The sequence below is a fragment of the Thalassotalea coralli genome (genome assembly GCF_055786205.1).
Map to the genome: position 1 here is coordinate 532,892 of NZ_JBVVBK010000001.1, position 17,797 is coordinate 550,688.

At 40.5% G+C, this 17,797-nt stretch carries 14 protein-coding genes; 8 read left to right on the forward strand and 6 right to left on the reverse strand.

Going from position 1 to position 17,797, the window contains the following annotated elements; translation table 11 throughout:
* Window positions 1–270 precede the first annotated feature (270 nt).
* The 5 genes from ACOB80_RS02325 to ACOB80_RS02345 all read left to right on the forward strand — a co-directional run bounded on the left by ACOB80_RS02325 (window position 271) and on the right by ACOB80_RS02345 (window position 6,497).
* A complete protein-coding gene (locus tag ACOB80_RS02325; RefSeq protein WP_473164189.1) occupies window positions 271–1,839 on the forward strand; it encodes a sodium/sugar symporter in 1,569 nt (522 codons plus the stop codon).
* A gap of 109 nt (window positions 1,840–1,948) precedes the next feature.
* Window positions 1,949–3,016, forward strand: coding sequence for a saccharopine dehydrogenase (locus tag ACOB80_RS02330; RefSeq protein WP_473164190.1), 1,068 nt, complete (start codon window positions 1,949–1,951; stop codon window positions 3,014–3,016).
* Between the two features lie 9 nt (window positions 3,017–3,025).
* Window positions 3,026–4,177, forward strand: a complete 1,152-nt coding sequence (locus ACOB80_RS02335) for a saccharopine dehydrogenase family protein (protein WP_473164191.1) — start codon at window positions 3,026–3,028, stop codon at window positions 4,175–4,177.
* A gap of 62 nt (window positions 4,178–4,239) precedes the next feature.
* Complete coding sequence (nhaC, locus tag ACOB80_RS02340; RefSeq protein WP_473164192.1) at window positions 4,240–5,736, forward strand: Na+/H+ antiporter NhaC; 1,497 nt, start codon at window positions 4,240–4,242, stop codon at window positions 5,734–5,736.
* Window positions 5,737–5,876: 140 nt separating this feature from the next.
* Entirely contained in the window at window positions 5,877–6,497 is a 621-nt protein-coding gene (locus ACOB80_RS02345) for a response regulator (protein WP_473164193.1), read from the forward strand.
* A 28-nt stretch (window positions 6,498–6,525) separates the two neighbouring features.
* Here ACOB80_RS02345 and ACOB80_RS02350 read toward each other — a convergent pair whose 3' ends face one another.
* From ACOB80_RS02350 to ACOB80_RS02365, 4 genes are all read right to left on the reverse strand, one after another.
* Complete coding sequence (locus ACOB80_RS02350) at window positions 6,526–8,250, reverse strand: hybrid sensor histidine kinase/response regulator (RefSeq protein WP_473164194.1); 1,725 nt, start codon at window positions 8,248–8,250, stop codon at window positions 6,526–6,528.
* A 128-nt stretch (window positions 8,251–8,378) separates the two neighbouring features.
* Window positions 8,379–9,101 (reverse strand): hypothetical protein, encoded by a 723-nt coding sequence (locus tag ACOB80_RS02355; protein ID WP_473164195.1) that lies wholly within the window; start codon window positions 9,099–9,101, stop codon window positions 8,379–8,381.
* Window positions 9,102–9,331: 230 nt separating this feature from the next.
* Window positions 9,332–10,213: a hypothetical protein gene (locus ACOB80_RS02360; RefSeq protein ID WP_473164196.1), complete on the reverse strand. Its 882-nt coding sequence runs from the start codon at window positions 10,211–10,213 to the stop codon at window positions 9,332–9,334.
* Between the two features lie 22 nt (window positions 10,214–10,235).
* Window positions 10,236–11,054 carry a hypothetical protein gene (locus tag ACOB80_RS02365; protein WP_473164197.1) on the reverse strand — a complete coding sequence of 273 codons (819 nt, stop codon included), beginning with the start codon at window positions 11,052–11,054 and terminating at the stop codon, window positions 10,236–10,238.
* 351 nt (window positions 11,055–11,405) lie between these two features.
* Here ACOB80_RS02365 and ACOB80_RS02370 point away from each other — a divergent pair, with 351 nt between their 5' ends.
* Both ACOB80_RS02370 and ACOB80_RS02375 read left to right on the forward strand, forming a co-directional pair.
* A complete protein-coding gene (locus ACOB80_RS02370; protein WP_473164198.1) occupies window positions 11,406–13,970 on the forward strand; it encodes an ExeM/NucH family extracellular endonuclease in 2,565 nt (854 codons plus the stop codon).
* 33 nt (window positions 13,971–14,003) lie between these two features.
* Entirely contained in the window at window positions 14,004–14,528 is a 525-nt protein-coding gene (locus ACOB80_RS02375; protein ID WP_473164199.1) for a hypothetical protein, read from the forward strand.
* Window positions 14,529–14,599: 71 nt separating this feature from the next.
* Here the strand turns inward: ACOB80_RS02375 and ACOB80_RS02380 are convergent, their stop codons facing one another.
* Together ACOB80_RS02380 and ACOB80_RS02385 are read right to left on the reverse strand one after the other, a co-directional pair.
* The gene (locus tag ACOB80_RS02380) at window positions 14,600–16,192 is read right to left on the reverse strand and encodes a phospholipase D family protein (RefSeq protein ID WP_473164200.1); all 1,593 of its coding nucleotides are present in this window, start codon (window positions 16,190–16,192) and stop codon (window positions 14,600–14,602) included.
* An 89-nt stretch (window positions 16,193–16,281) separates the two neighbouring features.
* The gene (locus tag ACOB80_RS02385; protein WP_473164201.1) at window positions 16,282–16,800 is read right to left on the reverse strand and encodes a hypothetical protein; all 519 of its coding nucleotides are present in this window, start codon (window positions 16,798–16,800) and stop codon (window positions 16,282–16,284) included.
* Between the two features lie 335 nt (window positions 16,801–17,135).
* Here ACOB80_RS02385 and ACOB80_RS02390 point away from each other — a divergent pair, with 335 nt between their 5' ends.
* Window positions 17,136–17,717, forward strand: coding sequence for a hypothetical protein (locus tag ACOB80_RS02390; protein WP_473164202.1), 582 nt, complete (start codon window positions 17,136–17,138; stop codon window positions 17,715–17,717).
* Window positions 17,718–17,797: the final 80 nt, after the last annotated feature.

The window sequence follows — 17,797 nt, forward strand, 5'->3', positions numbered from 1 at the left end:
AGGTGCGGTTAACTGGTGTACCTCTAAAGGATATTGAAAAAGAGTATCTAAAAGGGGTGAAGTTAATGCCTGAATTCGAATGACATCGACTCGGAAACGGACTTCCTTGTCACCCTTTGTACCCTAAGTAGATTAGGAAAAGGGCAGATAATGTTAAAAAATGATAAGCGTATTGAAAACGTATTCAATACTATGGTTGTCTTCGATTAAACCTGTAAACTGGAATGCAGGTAAATTCACCCAAAACGAACAATAAAAATAGGTATTTCCATGAAACTAGACTCCATTGATATCGGCGTATTTGTCGTCTATGTGATAGCGCTGATTTTAGTCGCTTTATATATTTCTAGAAGTGACAAAAAAGAAGGTGCAGACACCAAAGACTACTTCTTAGCTGGTAAAGCACTTCCTTGGTGGGCCATAGGTGCCTCGTTAATTGCGTCAAACATCTCAGCTGAGCAGATTATTGGTATGTCTGGATCGGGCTTTGTTGTAGGTATGGCAATTGCCTCTTACGAATGGATGGCAGCCATTACGCTGATCATTGTAGGTAAGTATTTATTACCTATCTTCCTTAAAAACCAGATTTTTACCATGCCTCAATATTTGGAGCAGCGCTTTGACAGCCGTGTAAAAACGACGTTGGCGATATTCTGGTTACTGGTATACATCTTCGTTAATTTAACTGCCATTTTATGGTTAGGTGGTTTGGCGATAGAAACAGTTACTGGTGTTAGCTGGTGGCACGGTATGTTATTCCTTGCTGTATTCTCAATTGCTTACTCATTATATGGTGGCCTTAAAGCGGTTGCTTATACCGATATTATTCAAGTTGTGTTGTTGATATTTGGTGGCTTAATGCTGAGTTACTTAGCATTAGATGCTATATCTGGCGGTAACGGTGTTATTGAAGGCTTCTCGATGTTAACCGCTCAAGTGCCAACTCACTTTGATATGATTTTATCGGAAGATAATTCACAGTATATGAACCTGCCTGGTATTTCGGTACTTGTTGGTGGTATGTGGGTAATGAACTTATCTTACTGGGGTTTTAACCAATATATTATTCAACGTGCATTAGCGGCGAAAAACATTCAAGAAGCGCAAAAAGGTATTGCATTTGCTGCTTACTTAAAATTACTTATGCCAATTATTGTTGTGCTACCAGGTATTGCCGCGGTTATCTTGTACCCTAACTTAAGTGCAGCAGACCAAGCTTACCCGTCAATGATTGAATTAATGCCGGTGGGCATCAAAGGATTAGTTTTTGCAGCATTAGTTGCTGCCATCGTTTCTTCTTTAGCCTCGATGACCAACAGTATTTCTACCATCTTTACCATGGATATCTATCGTCCAATCAAGCCAGAAGAAAGCCAGCACCATTACGTTATGGTTGGTCGTGTTGTTACCCTTATCGCGTTAGCAATTGGTTTAGTGATGGCACAACCATTACTAGGTAAATTTGATCAGGCATTCCAGTACATTCAAGAATTTACTGGCGTATTTACGCCGGGTATCGTGGTTATCTTTTTACTTGGTATGTTCTGGAAAAAAGCGACATCTATGGGCGCGTTGTCTGCAGCAATCGGCTCGGCAATATTCTCTGTCGCGTTAAAGTGGGGATGGGCTGGATTACCGTTCATGGATCGCATGGGCCTTGTGTTCTTAACATGTTTAGCCACTATGGTTATCGTGTCACTACTAACCCAAGACAATACTAAAGATACTGACAACTGTGTGAGCTTAGATGAAGTTGATTTTACTACTCAACGCAGTTTCAACATCGCCGCATTAGGTGTGACTATCATCTTAGTATTACTGTACACCATGTGGTGGTAAATATAGGTGAAGCGGGTTGATCCTCGCCCGCTTCAACAAATTTTTCGTAAAGTCACTATTCGTCATACATCGCAAACAAACTTTATTGAGCAGTTTAGGAAAAAACATCATGACAACTCATATTTGGTTGAGAGCTGAAAGTAAGCCTCTCGAAGAGCGCAGTGCTTTGTCTCCAGCAGGTGCAAAAGCCTTATTGGATGCAGGTTTCAAGGTAACGATAGAGCGCTCTGAGCAGTCTATTTTTCCAATTGAACAATATCAAGAAATTGGTGCGGATATAGCAGAAGAAGGCTCTTGGGTCTCTGCGCCTGCATCAGCCATTATTCTTGGCTTAAAGGAATTACCTGAAGCGACATTCCCACTTGAGCACAAGCATATTTACTTTGCTCATGCCTACAAAGAGCAAAGTGGTTGGCAAGATATCTTATCTCGCTTTACCCGTGGTGGCGGTGAGCTTTTTGATCTTGAGTATCTGGTCGATGAAAATCAAAGACGTATTGCTGCGTTTGGTTATTGGGCTGGCTTTGCTGGAGCTGCGCTTGCGGTTAAGGCTTGGGCTAATCAGCAAAACAATGCCAGTTCGCCAGCGTTATCACCAGTAACAGCTTATGCAGATAAATCGCTTTTGATTAATGAGTTAGCTGATTTGTTAGCACCATTTGCTAAAAAGCCTAAGTTAATGGTTATTGGGGCAAAAGGACGTAGTGGTAGTGGCGCGGCAGACCTTGCTAAGTCTTTGGGGTTAGAGACTATCGAGTGGGATATGGCCGAAACAGCTAAAGGTGGGCCGTTTAAGGAAGTGATCGAAGCAGATATTTTTGTTAACTGTGTTTTGGTTAATCAAGATTTGCCTCCGTTTATCACTGAAGAGCTGTTGGCATCAGAAGATAGACAATTATCCGTTATTGCTGATGTAAGTTGTGATCCGTATGGCAGTTACAATCCTGTTCCTGTTTACAATGAGTGCACGACCTTTGACGCACCTTGTTTACGCCTAAACGATGAAAAATTATTGGACTTGATCGCAATCGATCACTTGCCATCGCTACTTCCTAAAGAAAGTAGTGAAGATTATGGAGCGCAATTATTGCCTCACTTATTAACTCTAGACGATTTAACACAAGGTGTTTGGGCTAGGGCATTTAACGTTTTCCAAGAGAAGACGGCGGAAATTTAGAGGATATTTATGACTAATAAGATTCATTGGCTTGGTGCCGGTTTATCGTCAACACCAGGTATCAAATCGCTAGCCGAACAAGGTCACGCTTTGATTGTTTGGAACCGTACTTTGTCAAAAGCTCAAGCTATGTTAGCGGGTACAGAGATCGACATTCGTGAATTAAGTTACGATGCATTAGAGCAAACCGTAAGTGCTGGCGACATCGTTGTGTCTATGCTTCCTGCAACGAAGCACATTGAAATCGCTGAATTTTGCTTGCGCCATGGCTGTCACTTTGTTTCTAGTAGCTACATTTCTCCTGAAATGCAGTCTTTAAATGAGAAAGCAAAGCAAGCTGAACTATGCTTCGTCAATGAAGTGGGTTTAGATCCGGGTATCGATCACTTGCTCGCACACTTGTTAGTGGAAGATTACAAAGCGTCTGACGAGTGCAGCGCAGATAACCAAGTATATTTTCGCTCGTACTGTGGCGGTTTTCCTAAAATTGTTAATGATTTCCGGTACAAATTTAGCTGGTCGCCACTGGGCGTATTAAAGGCGTTAAAGTCTCCTGCTCAATGGCAAAGTGAAGGTAAAGCGAAAACGTCTCGTGCCCCTTGGGAAGCGCTAAGCCGGTACTCAGTGGATTTTGGTGATTACCAAGAAACGTTTCAAGCGTATCCAAACCGTGATTCATTGCCATTTAAAAAGCAATATCACTTCGCGCCAGAATGGGATGTTCAAGAATTTGTTCGCGGCACTTTGCGCTTAGACGGCTGGTCAGATGCTTGGCAGTACCTCTTCGATGAAATTGAAAAGATGTCGCCAGAAGAAAGCGAAGCACGATTAACTGAAATAAGTGCTGAGTTAGACAAAAAGTATGCTTATGATGAAGGTGAGCCAGACCGTGTAGTTATGGCGGTAGAGCTAGAGATTAAGCGCGACAATAATACCGTTTGGCACAAAAGCTACACTATTGACGAAGCTGGAAACGATAAAGGTCAAGCGATGGCTCGTTTAGTGTCTTTACCGGTAAGCCTGGCGATTCAATCGGTGTTATCAGGTGAGATAAGCGCAGGTGTAAGTGCAGCGCCTGACCAAGCAAGTCAAATTAACAGTTGGTTAGATAAGCTAGCTAACTTGGGTGAAAAAGTTCATCACAAAAACCACTTAGTTTAAGTGTGTTAGCCCCCAATAGGTGAAAGCTTATTGGGGGTTTTTTCTTTCTGGGGAGGGCAACAATGAAAAATAAAAAATCGCCTAGCATGTTTGATGCAATGTTTCCGGTAGTCGTGCTACTGGCAATGCTTTCATTAGCGGTATTCTTCTTTGGTGACGATTCGTCATCAGGGCCAAATCAAATAGCATTACTACTGTGTGCTGGAATCGCGGCCATTGTTGGCATTAAAAATGGTCATTCACGCAAAGACCTTGAACGAGGCATAGTACAAGGTATTAGTATAACTATCGGCGCTATTTTAATTTTGCTTGCCGTTGGCGCTTTAATCGGAACTTGGTTACTTGCGGGTACTGTGCCCACTATGATTTATTATGGCTTGCAGATCTTATCTCCAGATTATTTTTATGTAAGTTGTAGCATTATCTGTGCTTTAGTTGCACTGTGTATTGGTAGTAGCTGGACAGTTGCAGCAACCATAGGTGTTGCCTTAATGGGGGTAGCAACGGGGCTAAATGCCTCGTTGGCAGTCACTGCGGGGGCAATTATCAGTGGTGCCTATTTTGGCGATAAGCTATCACCACTTTCAGATACAACTAACTTAGCTGCAGCGGTAGCAGACGCGGAATTGTTCTCTCATATTAAGAACATGCTGTGGAGCACTGTGCCTGCTTATAGCATCGCACTTATTCTGTTTTTCTTTTTAGGTATTAATAACGACACTGCAGTATCGAGTGAGCAAATCAATGCCTTGCTTCAAGACTTATCAGCGCAATTTACCATTGCTTGGTATTTACTTGTGCCCTTGTTATTGGTGTTGTTTTTGGCTTACAAGAAAATGCCTGCTTTTCCTGCCGTGGGTATTGGCGCGATAGTCGGCGGCGTGTTTGCCTGTTTATTCCAACAACAATTAGTCATTGATATGGCCGGTGATAGCTTCCATGGCCTAGCGGCCAACATTAAAACGGTATGGCAAGTGATGTATGCGGGTATCGAAATTAATACCAATAATGCGATGGTCAATGATTTACTCAGTGGTGGTGGTATGGGCTCTATGCTCAATACTATTTGGCTAGTCATTTGTGCGATGACTTTTGGCTCTATCATGGAGCGAGTCGGCCTGTTAAAACGCTTAGTTGAAAGCTTGTATGCGGTCACGCAAAAAGCCGGTTCTCTTATTTCTACCACTATTGTTACTGCCTTCGGTACTAACGTGATTTCCGCAGATCAATACATTGCGATTGTGATGCCAGGCAGAATGTTTAAAGAAGCCTATCAAGAGAAAGAACTTGCGCCTGAAAACTTATCACGTGCCTTAGAAGATGGTGGCACAGTCACGTCTGTATTGGTGCCATGGAATACCTGTGGCGCCTATATGCAGTCGGTACTGATGGTGAACCCTCTTGAATTTGCCGTTTACTGCTTCTTTAACTGGTTAAGTCCGTTAATTGGTATTGCTTGTGCATTGATAGGGTTTAGAGTGAAAAAATTGATTAAACGAGAAGATGGCGAAGTTACTCAATCTTCAACGACTTCAACAGAAAAAGGTGTTGAGGCATAAGGAGACTATACTTAGAGGATGTAAAAATAGTGAAATTGCACCTTGCTAGGTTATTGTTAGTGTCGATAAGCATTGTTTTTATGCGGATGTTTGACTAATCTGGTAAACCAGTACAGGGATTTCAAACGGCTGCGATCAATTTGAATATTTTGCTTATCGACGATCACGCTTTATTTCGTGAAGGATTACAGTGCGCATTGCAACTTATCGATACTGATATCGTTATATGCGAGGCAGGATCTTTTGATTCTGCCCTCGAGCAAGTAGAAGATAATACTTCATTGGATCTTGTGTTGATTGATTTAGACTTGCCTGTACACAATGGCTTTGAAGTTCTATCTCACCTATCTAAACATTACCCGACTTTACCTTGCGTTATTTTGTCAGCTTCAACAAACAGAAGTGATGTTGATAAAGCATTAGCTTTAGGTGCTTTAGGGTTTATTTCCAAATCAACAAAAGCATCTGTGGTTCACAATGCGCTCAAATTAATTATGGCCGGCGAAGTTTACGTACCTTATGAGATTATGCATGCGGAACGTCGCGCTAATACAGAGAGTAGAGTCCGTTTTACCCCAAGACAGTTAGATGTCATTTCTTTAGTAACTCAAGGGCACCCGAATAAAATTATTGCTGACAAGCTCAATTTGTCGGAAGCGACCGTAAAAATGCATTTAACCGCCGTATATGAAAAGCTTAATGTCCATAATCGAACCTCTGCAATTGCTAAACTTTCTCAGCTTAATGTAGCTGCATTTTGATAATAAAAGAATTGGGAATATAACTGCGCTATAGGTTATTTAAAAAGGCTCTTAATTTTGCTGGAGCTATTGGTTTGTGTAACATGGCAAGCTCTGCTTGCTTTACTTCTTTAATTCTTTCCTTGGCTATATCACCAGACACTATCAGAGCGGGAATATTTTTTTGAAAATGTGTGCGGATATCAGCAATTGCTTCAATACCAGACTTGTTTTCTTGAAGACGATAGTCGGCAATAATACACGATGGGGAGCCTTGAAAATTACTTATCGCTTGCTGTGCCTCACTACTAGAACGTGCACAAACTGTTTGGTAGTGCCACCCCGTCAGCAGGGTTTCCATTGCCATTAAAATTGTTTCTTCATCATCGATAACTACTACGTAGGGTAAGTTTTTATTATTTAGTGACTGAATAGGTGCTGGTTGTTGTTGAACTAAGTTTTTATCGCCTATGGGAAGGGTGAATGCAAAGGTGCTGCCTTGTTGTTTGGTTGAAGTTAGTGCAATTGTTGAGTCGAGTAATTTGGCGACCCGTTTAACAATAGACAGTCCTAACCCTAACCCTTTGGTTCTGTCGCGTTCTGGATTACTAAGCTGCACAAATTCATCGAATATTTGTTGTTGATCGCTTTCATCAATGCCAATACCAGTATCGATAATTTCGACCCAAACATTATTACATTCTTTGTTGAGGCGAACTTTAATACTACCTTTTTCCGTGTAGCGGATGGCGTTACTTAACAAGTTTCGCAGCATTAGCTCAGTTAAGGTTTGATCGCAAAAGACGATGGATGGGCTTTGTGGCAACTCAAGCGTTAATGCTTTTGTTTGAGCGATAGAGCTAAACTCTTGTTCGAGTTTAGACAGTAGATCGGTAATATCATAATGGCAAGGTTGGTTTTCCAGTGTGCCTGCGTCTAATCTAGAAATGTCGAGTAAGGCGTTAAATAAACTCTGCAATGCATCTACTGATTTACCAATTTGGCTGGCAATTTCTAGCGTTTTTTCTTGATTGTTCGCGGCTTGCTCTAACGATGCGGAAAATAAGGTTAAGGCATGTAAAGGTTGCCTTAAATCGTGTGAAGCGGCAGCGAGAAATTTCGACTTTGCTAAATTAGCTGTTTCAGCTTGCTCTTTTTGTTCTCGTAATTGATCAATAAGTGCAATGTTTTCAAAACGTAAGGTTAGTGACTCTAACATTACTTTCTTAGCCTTTTTAGCAGCGCCCACTTGTGTCACCATCACTAAAAACAAAATAACTGCATTAATGTGATAAGTACTCGGGTAGTTCATCGCTACTTCATACAATATCCCGGTAAAATAAGGTAATGCGAAAGCATAAAAGGCGCGTAAGTAAATAGCGTGAGAGGAGGCTGAAGCAGCGATCATCACCATAAACATGGCAAACCAAGCGGCTTGCTCTAACGTGGTTAACGCTGAGAAAAATAACAAGGTGGCGACGCCCCAACAACAACCCCATATCAGCATGATTAATGTAAAGGAAGTACCATGTGTTCTCGTTATTTTTTCTTGAGGTAAACGGTTGAAATAAAGGATGAATAAAAAGCGAGTCAGTAGAATTGCAACTGAAACAATAGCCCAAGTTGACACTAACCATAGCTCAGCTTTCGGCATCGATAGAAAAATAACGAAAACAATAGCTAAAAGCGCAGAAAAAAATATCTCATAATGAGGTCGACAACAAGCTGTAATACGAGCATGCAAAATCGTCTCGTTGGAAGATAGGTCGCTCATTCATTGATATTCCATTATCTAGGGTAACTTCATCATAAATCTAAACTGCTTAACTTGAAAGAACATGACCTAACATCAGCTATCGAATAGCTAATGTTAAGCGGTTAAATGAAGTTTATAAGCCCTTTTTAGATGTTTGACTGGAAGGAACTTCGTTTTATCAACGTTGGAACAACAAACAACAGCAGTAATAGCACAGATGGCTCTGGCAATTGAGGAGGGACAGATGACTGTCTAAATTCTCCTGACTCAGCGGTTGCCCAATCAACTAACGTTGTAAGGTTAGAATTAATGTATCCTTGCGAGTCTCTATGTGAAGGCGATTTAGTAACAGTTACTCTACCATAAGGCGAGATGTCATGTGGGCGGGCTTCAACGCCGGCTGACAAAAATTCATGTGTGGTTTCGTTATAATTATAAGGAGTCAAGAGTAAACATTGATTAACATCTTGACGATAAAAGCCGCAGCCCCGAATGGCCATAGGGTTTTGTGAAAAATAGCCATAACCGGAAAATTTGTAATACAGCACTTGATGGTTAAGTTTGTTGGAAAATTTTTGCCCTTCTGCTTCTCCAACAGCATCAAGTCCAGATGCGTCTCCAAATAAATCAGCTAACGTTGCATCTAAAAAACGTACATCCCATAAGGTACCGCCAATGTTGATATTAAATGCTCCGACTAATTCTCGGTTATCTCCTTCGCCAACAACATCAAGAATAACTTCGTTGTTGTAGGTATAGTCGGTATAAATGTCACTTGTTTCCCTGCCAATTAATGTAGCAAATGCTTGATTGACAAAGAGCATGGTAATTAGCGCTATAAGCCATTTATTTCTATTAATAGAACGCATTGTTGAGTCCTTTCATTAAAGTTATAAACTGACTCAATGTTAAATGGTTTAGGTGATGGTACAAGATAGAAAATAGTATAGTGCTATACCGACTAAAGTCTGTATTAGTTAGATTAGGAAAGAAAGCTAAGTTCTCGTTAAAGCAATAAAAAAAGCTCTAGGGATACGAGAGCTTCTTTTATTGTTAATGTTAAGTAACTACTATTGAAGGGGCAGATCATTAGTCCTGACTATTCACCTGAAAACAACAATTGCTTTGCTAAGGTTTTGTCATTGCTATTTACTGGTGGAGAAGGTACGACCGACGAATAGATATCTTGTAAAACTCCCGAATTGATAGTTTGTAAATCAACGGGTATTTTGTCGCTATATTTTAAATTGCTACTATCTGTAATGGCATCGGCGACACTTTTTCCCTTTTGTATCTCATTTAATGCATAACATGAAGTTGTCGAAAGTTGGTAACTATTAGCAAATAGCAACGCTGGATCTACTTCGACGGCGGATAACTCTGGGCTTAACTTTGCTATATCGATATTATCGATAAGTTCACATATTTGCCCTAGAATCGTCATAGAGTTGAAATTAAATTCACCTGTACTCGTACTTAATAGATTTGAAATCTCAGAAAGTTCTGAATTAGGGATACCATAGAACTGAAATTCAATTTGTGCGCTTGCGCCTTTACCTTGTACGTCAAAAGAAACACCATAGATATTGCCGCTGTTTTTAGAGTCTACGTTGATTGACTTCACTAATGCTCGCATACCTGCTTTGTAATAAGTGGTTAAAATGGCACTATTAGGAACAGTATTGGCTTGCTCTAATCCGTCCCAATTATACTCAACCAATACATAAGAGTAATCGACATCCGCACTTACCATGGCCGAAGAAAATCCCATCGAAGCTGCTGTATTTACCGAAACTGATTTACTCGTTAAAGTAAGTTTTGGGCCGAAGTCTATCGTTGATTCGATAGGGGAAGCAGAAATTAGTGACAGATCACTCGAATTTTCTGAAAGCAAAGGTACGAGGCATGCAATGACTGCTGTTGCGGGTGAGTTGGTGTTGCTAATGTAGTAGGGTGAAACATCTATTTTCATCGTTGTCATGGGAAAACTCCTTTTATGTCAGCTATTTTTTCAGGTTAGCAATATCGTTTGCGACACTTTTGTCATAGCTAGAGGGCTTAGCGTTGTCGTCTGTGGTGGCCAATATGTTGAAGTAAACCCCTCTGGTCACAAATTCATCGACTAGATTATATGGATAGCCTTTGTTTAGCTTTGGTGCTTTCGACAATCGTGTCATGGCTTCGTCAAAGCTATCACCCTTGTTTATTCGGTGTAGTGCATAACCTTGAGATGCGGCTAACGCTTGTATCATTAATTCACTAGTCGATGCTGGCAAATTGTACAAAGGGTATGCTTCTAGTGAAGCATTGGGTGTTGAAAGTGCGTCCATAACTAATTGGATCGCTCGACCGAAGTTCACCATAAAGTGAGAGTCGATACTGGCAAGGTTTAAGTAGGTGGCAATATCAACACTAACTGCTTGAGGCAAACCAAATATTTGGACATCACAACTTGCTGTTATCGCTTTTGACTGCATCTCAAAAGTAATTCCTGATAGGGACAATGTATTTTTCGTATCGAAATTTACTGCCGAGAGGCAGGCTCTTAACCCTGTACCATAAACGTTACCATCAAATACTGTGCCGTTCGTTGGCATTTGGATTTCTGGCATAGTGGCGACTACGTCTACTAAAAATGCGGTGTAATTAACATTCGTACTATTGTTGAATAGGCTACCGAACCCAAGTTCTATCGCTAAATCAACTGAGATCTGCGAAAGAACGACTGAACTAATATTTAAATTAGTTGCAGGAATGGGCAGGGCTGCTGCAACCTTAGAGGGATGAATAGGGTGCTTTCCCATAAAGTGGTTTGAAGTCATTATCTAGCTCCTTGATAGTGAATGAGGTACGGGCTAGCTATTGGGTTGCGTTACCGTAACTCGTGAATTCAAGGCTGATTGTATTCTTGTGACAAGGCTGAACAAGACGGCTATTAGTGTGTGCTGCCCCATACTTTCGTCTGTTTCTATACCCTACATAATGCTAGGTGACGAAAGAATTGAAAATTAACCATTTGGTAAGGTGTTTAATAAATCTGTCGAGTAAATTTCATTTATGTTCAAATTTATGGTCATAAATTTTTAACAAATAATACTTACTATTTGGTCAACTTATTGTTTTAATGTCGTTGCAGTAAGTTCTCTTATTCACACAACACGGTAGAAATAAAAATGAAAAACAAGATCGTTTTAGCGATGGCTTGTTGTTTACCGCTGCACGTTAGCGCGCAGTTGCTCATCTCAGAGTATGTAGAAGGTGGCGGTTACAACAAAGCAATTGAACTTTTCAATCCGACGACTGGCTCGATTGATTTAAGTGATTATCAGTTAAAAGTGTATTACAACGGTAAGACGTCAGCAGGTAACACTATTTCACTTAGTGGCTCTGTTGATTCAGGAAAAACTTACGTTATTGCGAATACTGGAATCAGTAGTAGTGCGCATGTCGACTTTAAAACGGGCTCTTTAAAGCACAATGGCGACGATGCGATTGCTCTTTATCGCGGTGCAGAGTTGATAGATATCATTGGTGAAATAGGAACCGATCCTGGTAGCCAATGGGGAAGTGGCTTAGAGAGCACTAAAGACAATTCTATTGTAAGGCACTCGCCAATTAATGCGGGCAGCACGGCGTTTGAAATTTCTAGCCAGTGGCAAGGATTTGCTAAAGACACATTAACGGGTTTAGGTGACCACACGTTTACCGGTGAATTTATAGATGCTGATGGCGGTGATTCAGGTGGCGGCGACAATGGTGGCGGCGATTCCGGCGGAGACGATGGTGGAAATAATGGTGGTGGTGACTCAGGTGGCAATAATAATTGTGGTGAGACATTCACTGCTATTTCAACTATCCAAGGTAGTGGCCTTTCAACCAATATGTCAGGAAGCTCTGTATGGGTGGAAGGCATAGTAACGGCAGACTTTCAGTCGAGTGGCTATCGTGGTTTTTATATTCAAAGTGCAGATGCTGAAAAAGACGATAACGCTAGCACGTCAGAAGCATTATTTGTTTATGACTCAACCAATGCAGTCAATGCAGGTGATCGTGTTCGTATTCAAGCAACGGCTGGCGAATTTAACGATCAAACTCAGTTAAGTAGCGTTCAACAGCTTACCGTGTGTTCGTCAAACCAAGCATTGCCAGCAGCACTACCATTAACCTTACCGTTATCAGATAGTCAAAAAGAAGCTGCTGAAGGTATGCGTGTTACCTTTACCCAACCTCTATATGTAACAGACACATATAACTATGGTCGATATGGTCAACTAGGTTTAGCCTCTGAACGATTGATGACGCCAACACAGGTTGTTGCTCCAGGTGCTGCAGCACAGCAATTAGCAGCGGAAAATGCAGCGAAAGTTATTTGGTTAGATGATGTTGAAACATCTCAAAACCCTGAGAGCTTGCCTTATCCGGCGCCTGCTCTTTCTGGTACTAATTCAATTCGTTCCGGTGATAAAGTGATCAATGTTGATGCCGTATTAGCTTTTGCTTACGGTAAATACCAGTTAATGCCAATATCTGTGCTTAACGTTGAAAAGTCTAACGCTAGAACGGCAGCTCCTGCTAAACCGGATCAAGCGAATGTGACCGTTGCTAGTTACAACGTACTTAATTACTTTAACGGTAATGGCCAAGGTGCAGGCTTCCCGACTCCACGTGGCGCACACAATGCTAATGAGTTTGAGCGTCAACGCACTAAAATTATTGCTGCAATTGCCGCACTAGATGCTGACATTGTAGGACTCATGGAAATTGAAAATGATGGCTATGGACAACATTCAGCCATTGTGGATTTAGTTTCAGGCTTAAATGCTTTGGTGGGTTCAGATCAATACAGTGTGTTAAATCCAAGTGCAGCACAAATAGGTGATGATGATATTACCGTTGGCATTGTTTATCGCCATCAAGTCGTTCAACCTATTGGAAACGCAGCGATTTTAGATAGTTCAAATTCTGTTAGTGACGGACAAGGGCCTTTATTTTTAGACAATAAAAACCGTCCTATGTTGACGCAAAAATTTACTCGCATAGGAGCCGAGCAAGCTTTTGTTGTGGCGGTAAACCATTTGAAATCTAAAGGCAGTAACTGTAACTCGTTAAACGACCCAGATTTGGGTGACGGACAGGGCAACTGTAACCAAACCCGTACTCGTGCGGCAAATGCAATAGGGCAGTTTATTACTCAACAGTATGCTGATACTCCAGTGCTAATTTTAGGTGACTTAAATGCATACGCAAAAGAAGACCCTATTACAATGTTAGCTTCGCAAGGATTTGACAGCATTTTACCAAGCGAGAGTTATAGCTACATTTATGGCGGCCAATTAGGTCAGTTAGATCATGCTTTAGCGAATACTCAGATGCAGGCCGTAATTGAAGCTGCACATGTTTGGCATATTAACGCTGATGAACCTCGTGTACTTGATTACAATACCGAGAATAAGAGTGCGTCTCAACAGGCTAACTTCTTTTCTCCAGATGCGTATCGTTCATCGGATCATGACCCTATCATTGTTCATTTAACATTAGATGCTCAACAAGCGCTACCGGGCGATTTCGATCAAGACCAAGATGTTGACAAAAACGACGTCACTATTTTTAACAGCATGATTATGGCTGGCGGTCCGTTAGATAGTGCTTATGACTTTAACAATGACAACAAGGTAGATCGTCGTGATGTTAGAAGTTTGATGGCACTGTGCACTCGCAGCCGATGTGCCACTGAATAATTAACGCAGATATAAGATAACAAGGAAAGAAAAATGAAAAAAATAGTGAGTGTATTTTTAGCGCTGATTTCACTACAAAGCTTTGCGGGTTTAATTACATTTGAGCCTAACATTGCGGGGACGGTTTCAGCCGGTCAACAAGTTGTTATTGATGTTGTTATTAATGACGTAAATCCGGAAGTAGCTGAGCTAGAGTTTGACCTACTATTTGACGATAGCTTATTTACTTTTGATTCTTTTGAGTTTTCAAATGACGTGTTTTTATCAGCGTTTTTAACTGACAACCAATACCTAGGTAGTGGCCAATTAAATCTATTTAGTATTTGGTTTGACGCTAGCGAAGTTCCAGATAGCACCTTTGTTTTTGGTCAGTTGGCATTAACGGCAAACTCAGAGGCGACACCTGTTTTGTCTTCCCAGCTTATTTTTGCTGGTGATGTAACAGGTGCTCCTGTTGCTAACCCTCAACAAGTGAGTGAACCAAATGTTTTGATGATTTTCATCATGTTAATGGCTTTACTGTCAATGGTGATCATTAAACGTAAATCCTCTCAATAATTCAAAACCTTTTTGGGCATGTTAAGTTGCTCTCGTACTTAGCATGCCTTTTTTCTTCATTAATACCTGCATTATATTTGTGACTCTATGGGTAATAAACTCATAAAGAATTGGCTTATTTTATCCCAGAAGCTGCTGTAGGGTTCTGAATAATATTCTTTAACCTGTCCATTGGGCTGATGCTTTCGCCAAACCAGTTTATTGTTCACTAATTGCAATTCAAAAGCGTGCTTGAGAATTTGCCTATCAAAGGTAGTATGTAAAAGAGACGCTAATTTATCTTGGTGGATAACTACGCCCACTTCTGTATTTTCGATAACGGAACGTGGGTCTAAATTTAACGAGCCAATGAAGGTATATTTGTTATCAATGACAAAGTATTTAGCGTGTAAACTTGCTTTGGAGCCCGATCTTCCCTCGCGTGTTGTTTTACTTTTTTCTCGTTGATAATTTGGCCCCAAGGTATTTTTGTCTAGTTCGTATAACTTTACTCCAGCAGCCAATAGATCTTTTCGATATCTCGAATAGCCAACATGGACAATAGGGACGTCGTTTGACGTTAAAGAGTTGGTAAGGATTTTAACCTGAACACCTTTTTCTTGTAGCGTTCGAAAAAACTCAACGCCTTCTTTTCCTGGCACAAAATAGGGGGAAACTACCAGCAGTTCTTGTTCTGCCGCCTTAAAATAAGGGGCGAGTTGCGGAGATAAATGAAGGTGAGTTTCATCTCTATCTGCGGAAATTTTCTCGGGAAGATCATAGATAACGTCGGTTTTTCCCCAGAAGTAATTGCTATTTTGTTTTGACTCTTTGTTTAATAACGGGCTTTGTTTTAATCGTTCAATGTATTGAGTACTGGTATTTTCTTTGTAGAAAGATTGTATGTAGCCTTCAATGGAGCTCAGCTCTTCTTTGCTAGGTTGATGGTCTATTAAGCTCTCTACTGGATAAGCTAAAGGACTGTTCCAATACAGGTCAAATTGCTTAGAGACTTCGTTAGTTGCGGGCTGAGTGACCAATACATCAAGGTCGCCAAAGGATAAGTTAGGATCAGCGGCAAAGTACTCATCACCGATATTTCTTCCACCTAGGACAGCAAGTTGATTATCAGCAATCATAGCTTTGTTATGAGAGCGCCTAGTTACGCTGCCAAAGCGAGTCACAAACTGCGGCGCTTTAAGCTTTCCACGAATAAACGGATTAAAAAGTCGCACTTGAATATTTTGGTGGCCATTGAGTACGGCTAACGCGCGATCGCGGTCACCCATGTCCATATCATCTAATAAGATTCGAACTCTAACGCCGCGCTCTGCTGCTTGCCACAAAGTCGCTGTGAATAAGGTTCCTGTTAAATCACTGTGGTACAGGTAATATTGAACATCTAAGGTTTTTTCGGCCAACTTTGCCATTGCCGCGCGAGCGACAAAAGCATCAATGCCATTTGCTAGCGGCATTACCCCAGATTTCGAGGGAGAAACGTTATGCTTTAACTTACTAACCTGAACATCATTAGCGAGCTGACTAGGAACATCATCTGCAATGGCGTAACTCGATTCTTTTTTAGAATTATCAGGAAGCTGAGCACAGCCACTTAACACAAGAAGTAAAACAGTAAATGAGAGGAGCTGAGGAAACTGTGTTTTACTAAAGTGCTTGAGTAGCATTGAGTTCTCGTTTTTTATCCGATGGCTTTTATCTTTATTGCTTTCATCTTAGTTTAATTACCTAAGCTATGTGAACTTTAAAAAGCTATTTATTTCATTCTGTTAGTAGCCTCCCATTGTTGACTAAACTGTTCAGCTGCAACATTTCGATGTTGAATGCATTCGGCAAACTTAGCTGTAGACTTGGGTTTTAAACAAATTTTCGGTGTTTTGTAGTGGGCAATCCATGCTTTTTGCTTGTCGCCGTCAAATTTAGTTTTAAACATTATTGGGCGAGAGAAGGTGGAGTTTTTTGTATTAGATATTAATTTTCTGTAGCTTTGAGCTTTACTTTTAGCGCTATTTGAGGCGGAGGTTTGCTTATTGATTTTAGTTTTCTTTTTAGCTGAACGATTCTTACCTGATCTACAATTTTGATACGTCTTAGCAAGCTTGTGTTCTTTAGTTTTTAACCATTCCATTGTTGAAGCACTATGGCCTTTTTTCATCAAGGTTTGTTGGTTTTGAAGCGCTTTATATTCCTGTTCGCACTTTGCTGTAGTATTGCTTGTATATAAACAACAGGTAAAAGCTAAAGTTAAAAGCTTGATGTGCTGATGATCCTTCATAAATATTCCATGTAATAAACTCTTTATAACTCACTAATAAATAGAATGAAAATTTAAAAATAGCAAATGTAATAAGCTGAGGGGTAAATGAGTTTTCTTTATTTATTTTTGTTATATTTGAAATTATTTTTCTTATTTGCTTGTTATATTGAATTTGTTTTTTAAATGTTTTGGGAATAATAAAGGTAACAATGCTAATTGATAGCACATGGATGTTTTGACTTAAATTTAACTCTAGTATTTGGAGCGAAGTGAATTGCTTCAGATGTGTTGAATACCCGATCTAAAGTCTGGTGTTAAACACATTTTTAATTTAAAAATTAAGGATAATTATAATGAAATATATAGCGTTACTTTCTTTGCTGCTGGCAAGCTTGTCTTTTACCGCAAACGCTGGCGATGAGTTTGGCGAAAAAGTAAATTGTCGAAGCACTACCTCTCAATTACCAATTTATGCAGGTTGGGCTTATTGTACTCCTCCTGGGGCCAATTTCCCTATTTCACAATATGTATCACCAACGCCACAGTCAGTAGTGTTTATTCATCAATACTCTGAGGGAAGCTTTCGTAGCTGTTTGGCAAGCGTGCCATTTTCACATTATTCAAATGTGACAACTACTCAGTGTGACTATAAGCCTGTCTCTTCTATTTCTGCGAGTCCACATGAGTTTTGGGAAACATATGTTCGTGTATCTGGTAAAGATTATGACGGTAATGTAGTAAAAACAGAGTTATGGATCGATGGTGTTAAAAAGCCAAACAGAACCGCAACAAGCAATTACACCATGGTTAATAGTACGGTACCTTTCACCGTTAAAGTTAAGGTAACTGACAACGATGGTTATACGCATACATCAACGAAAACGGTAACACCAAGAAACGTTGGTCCAATTATGTGTGGAAACGTTCCATGTTGATACGCTAATTAGTGCGATATTGAAATAACGTAATTGAAGCGGAACTGAATTGGGTTCCGCTTTTTTACTTTTGAGTGCGC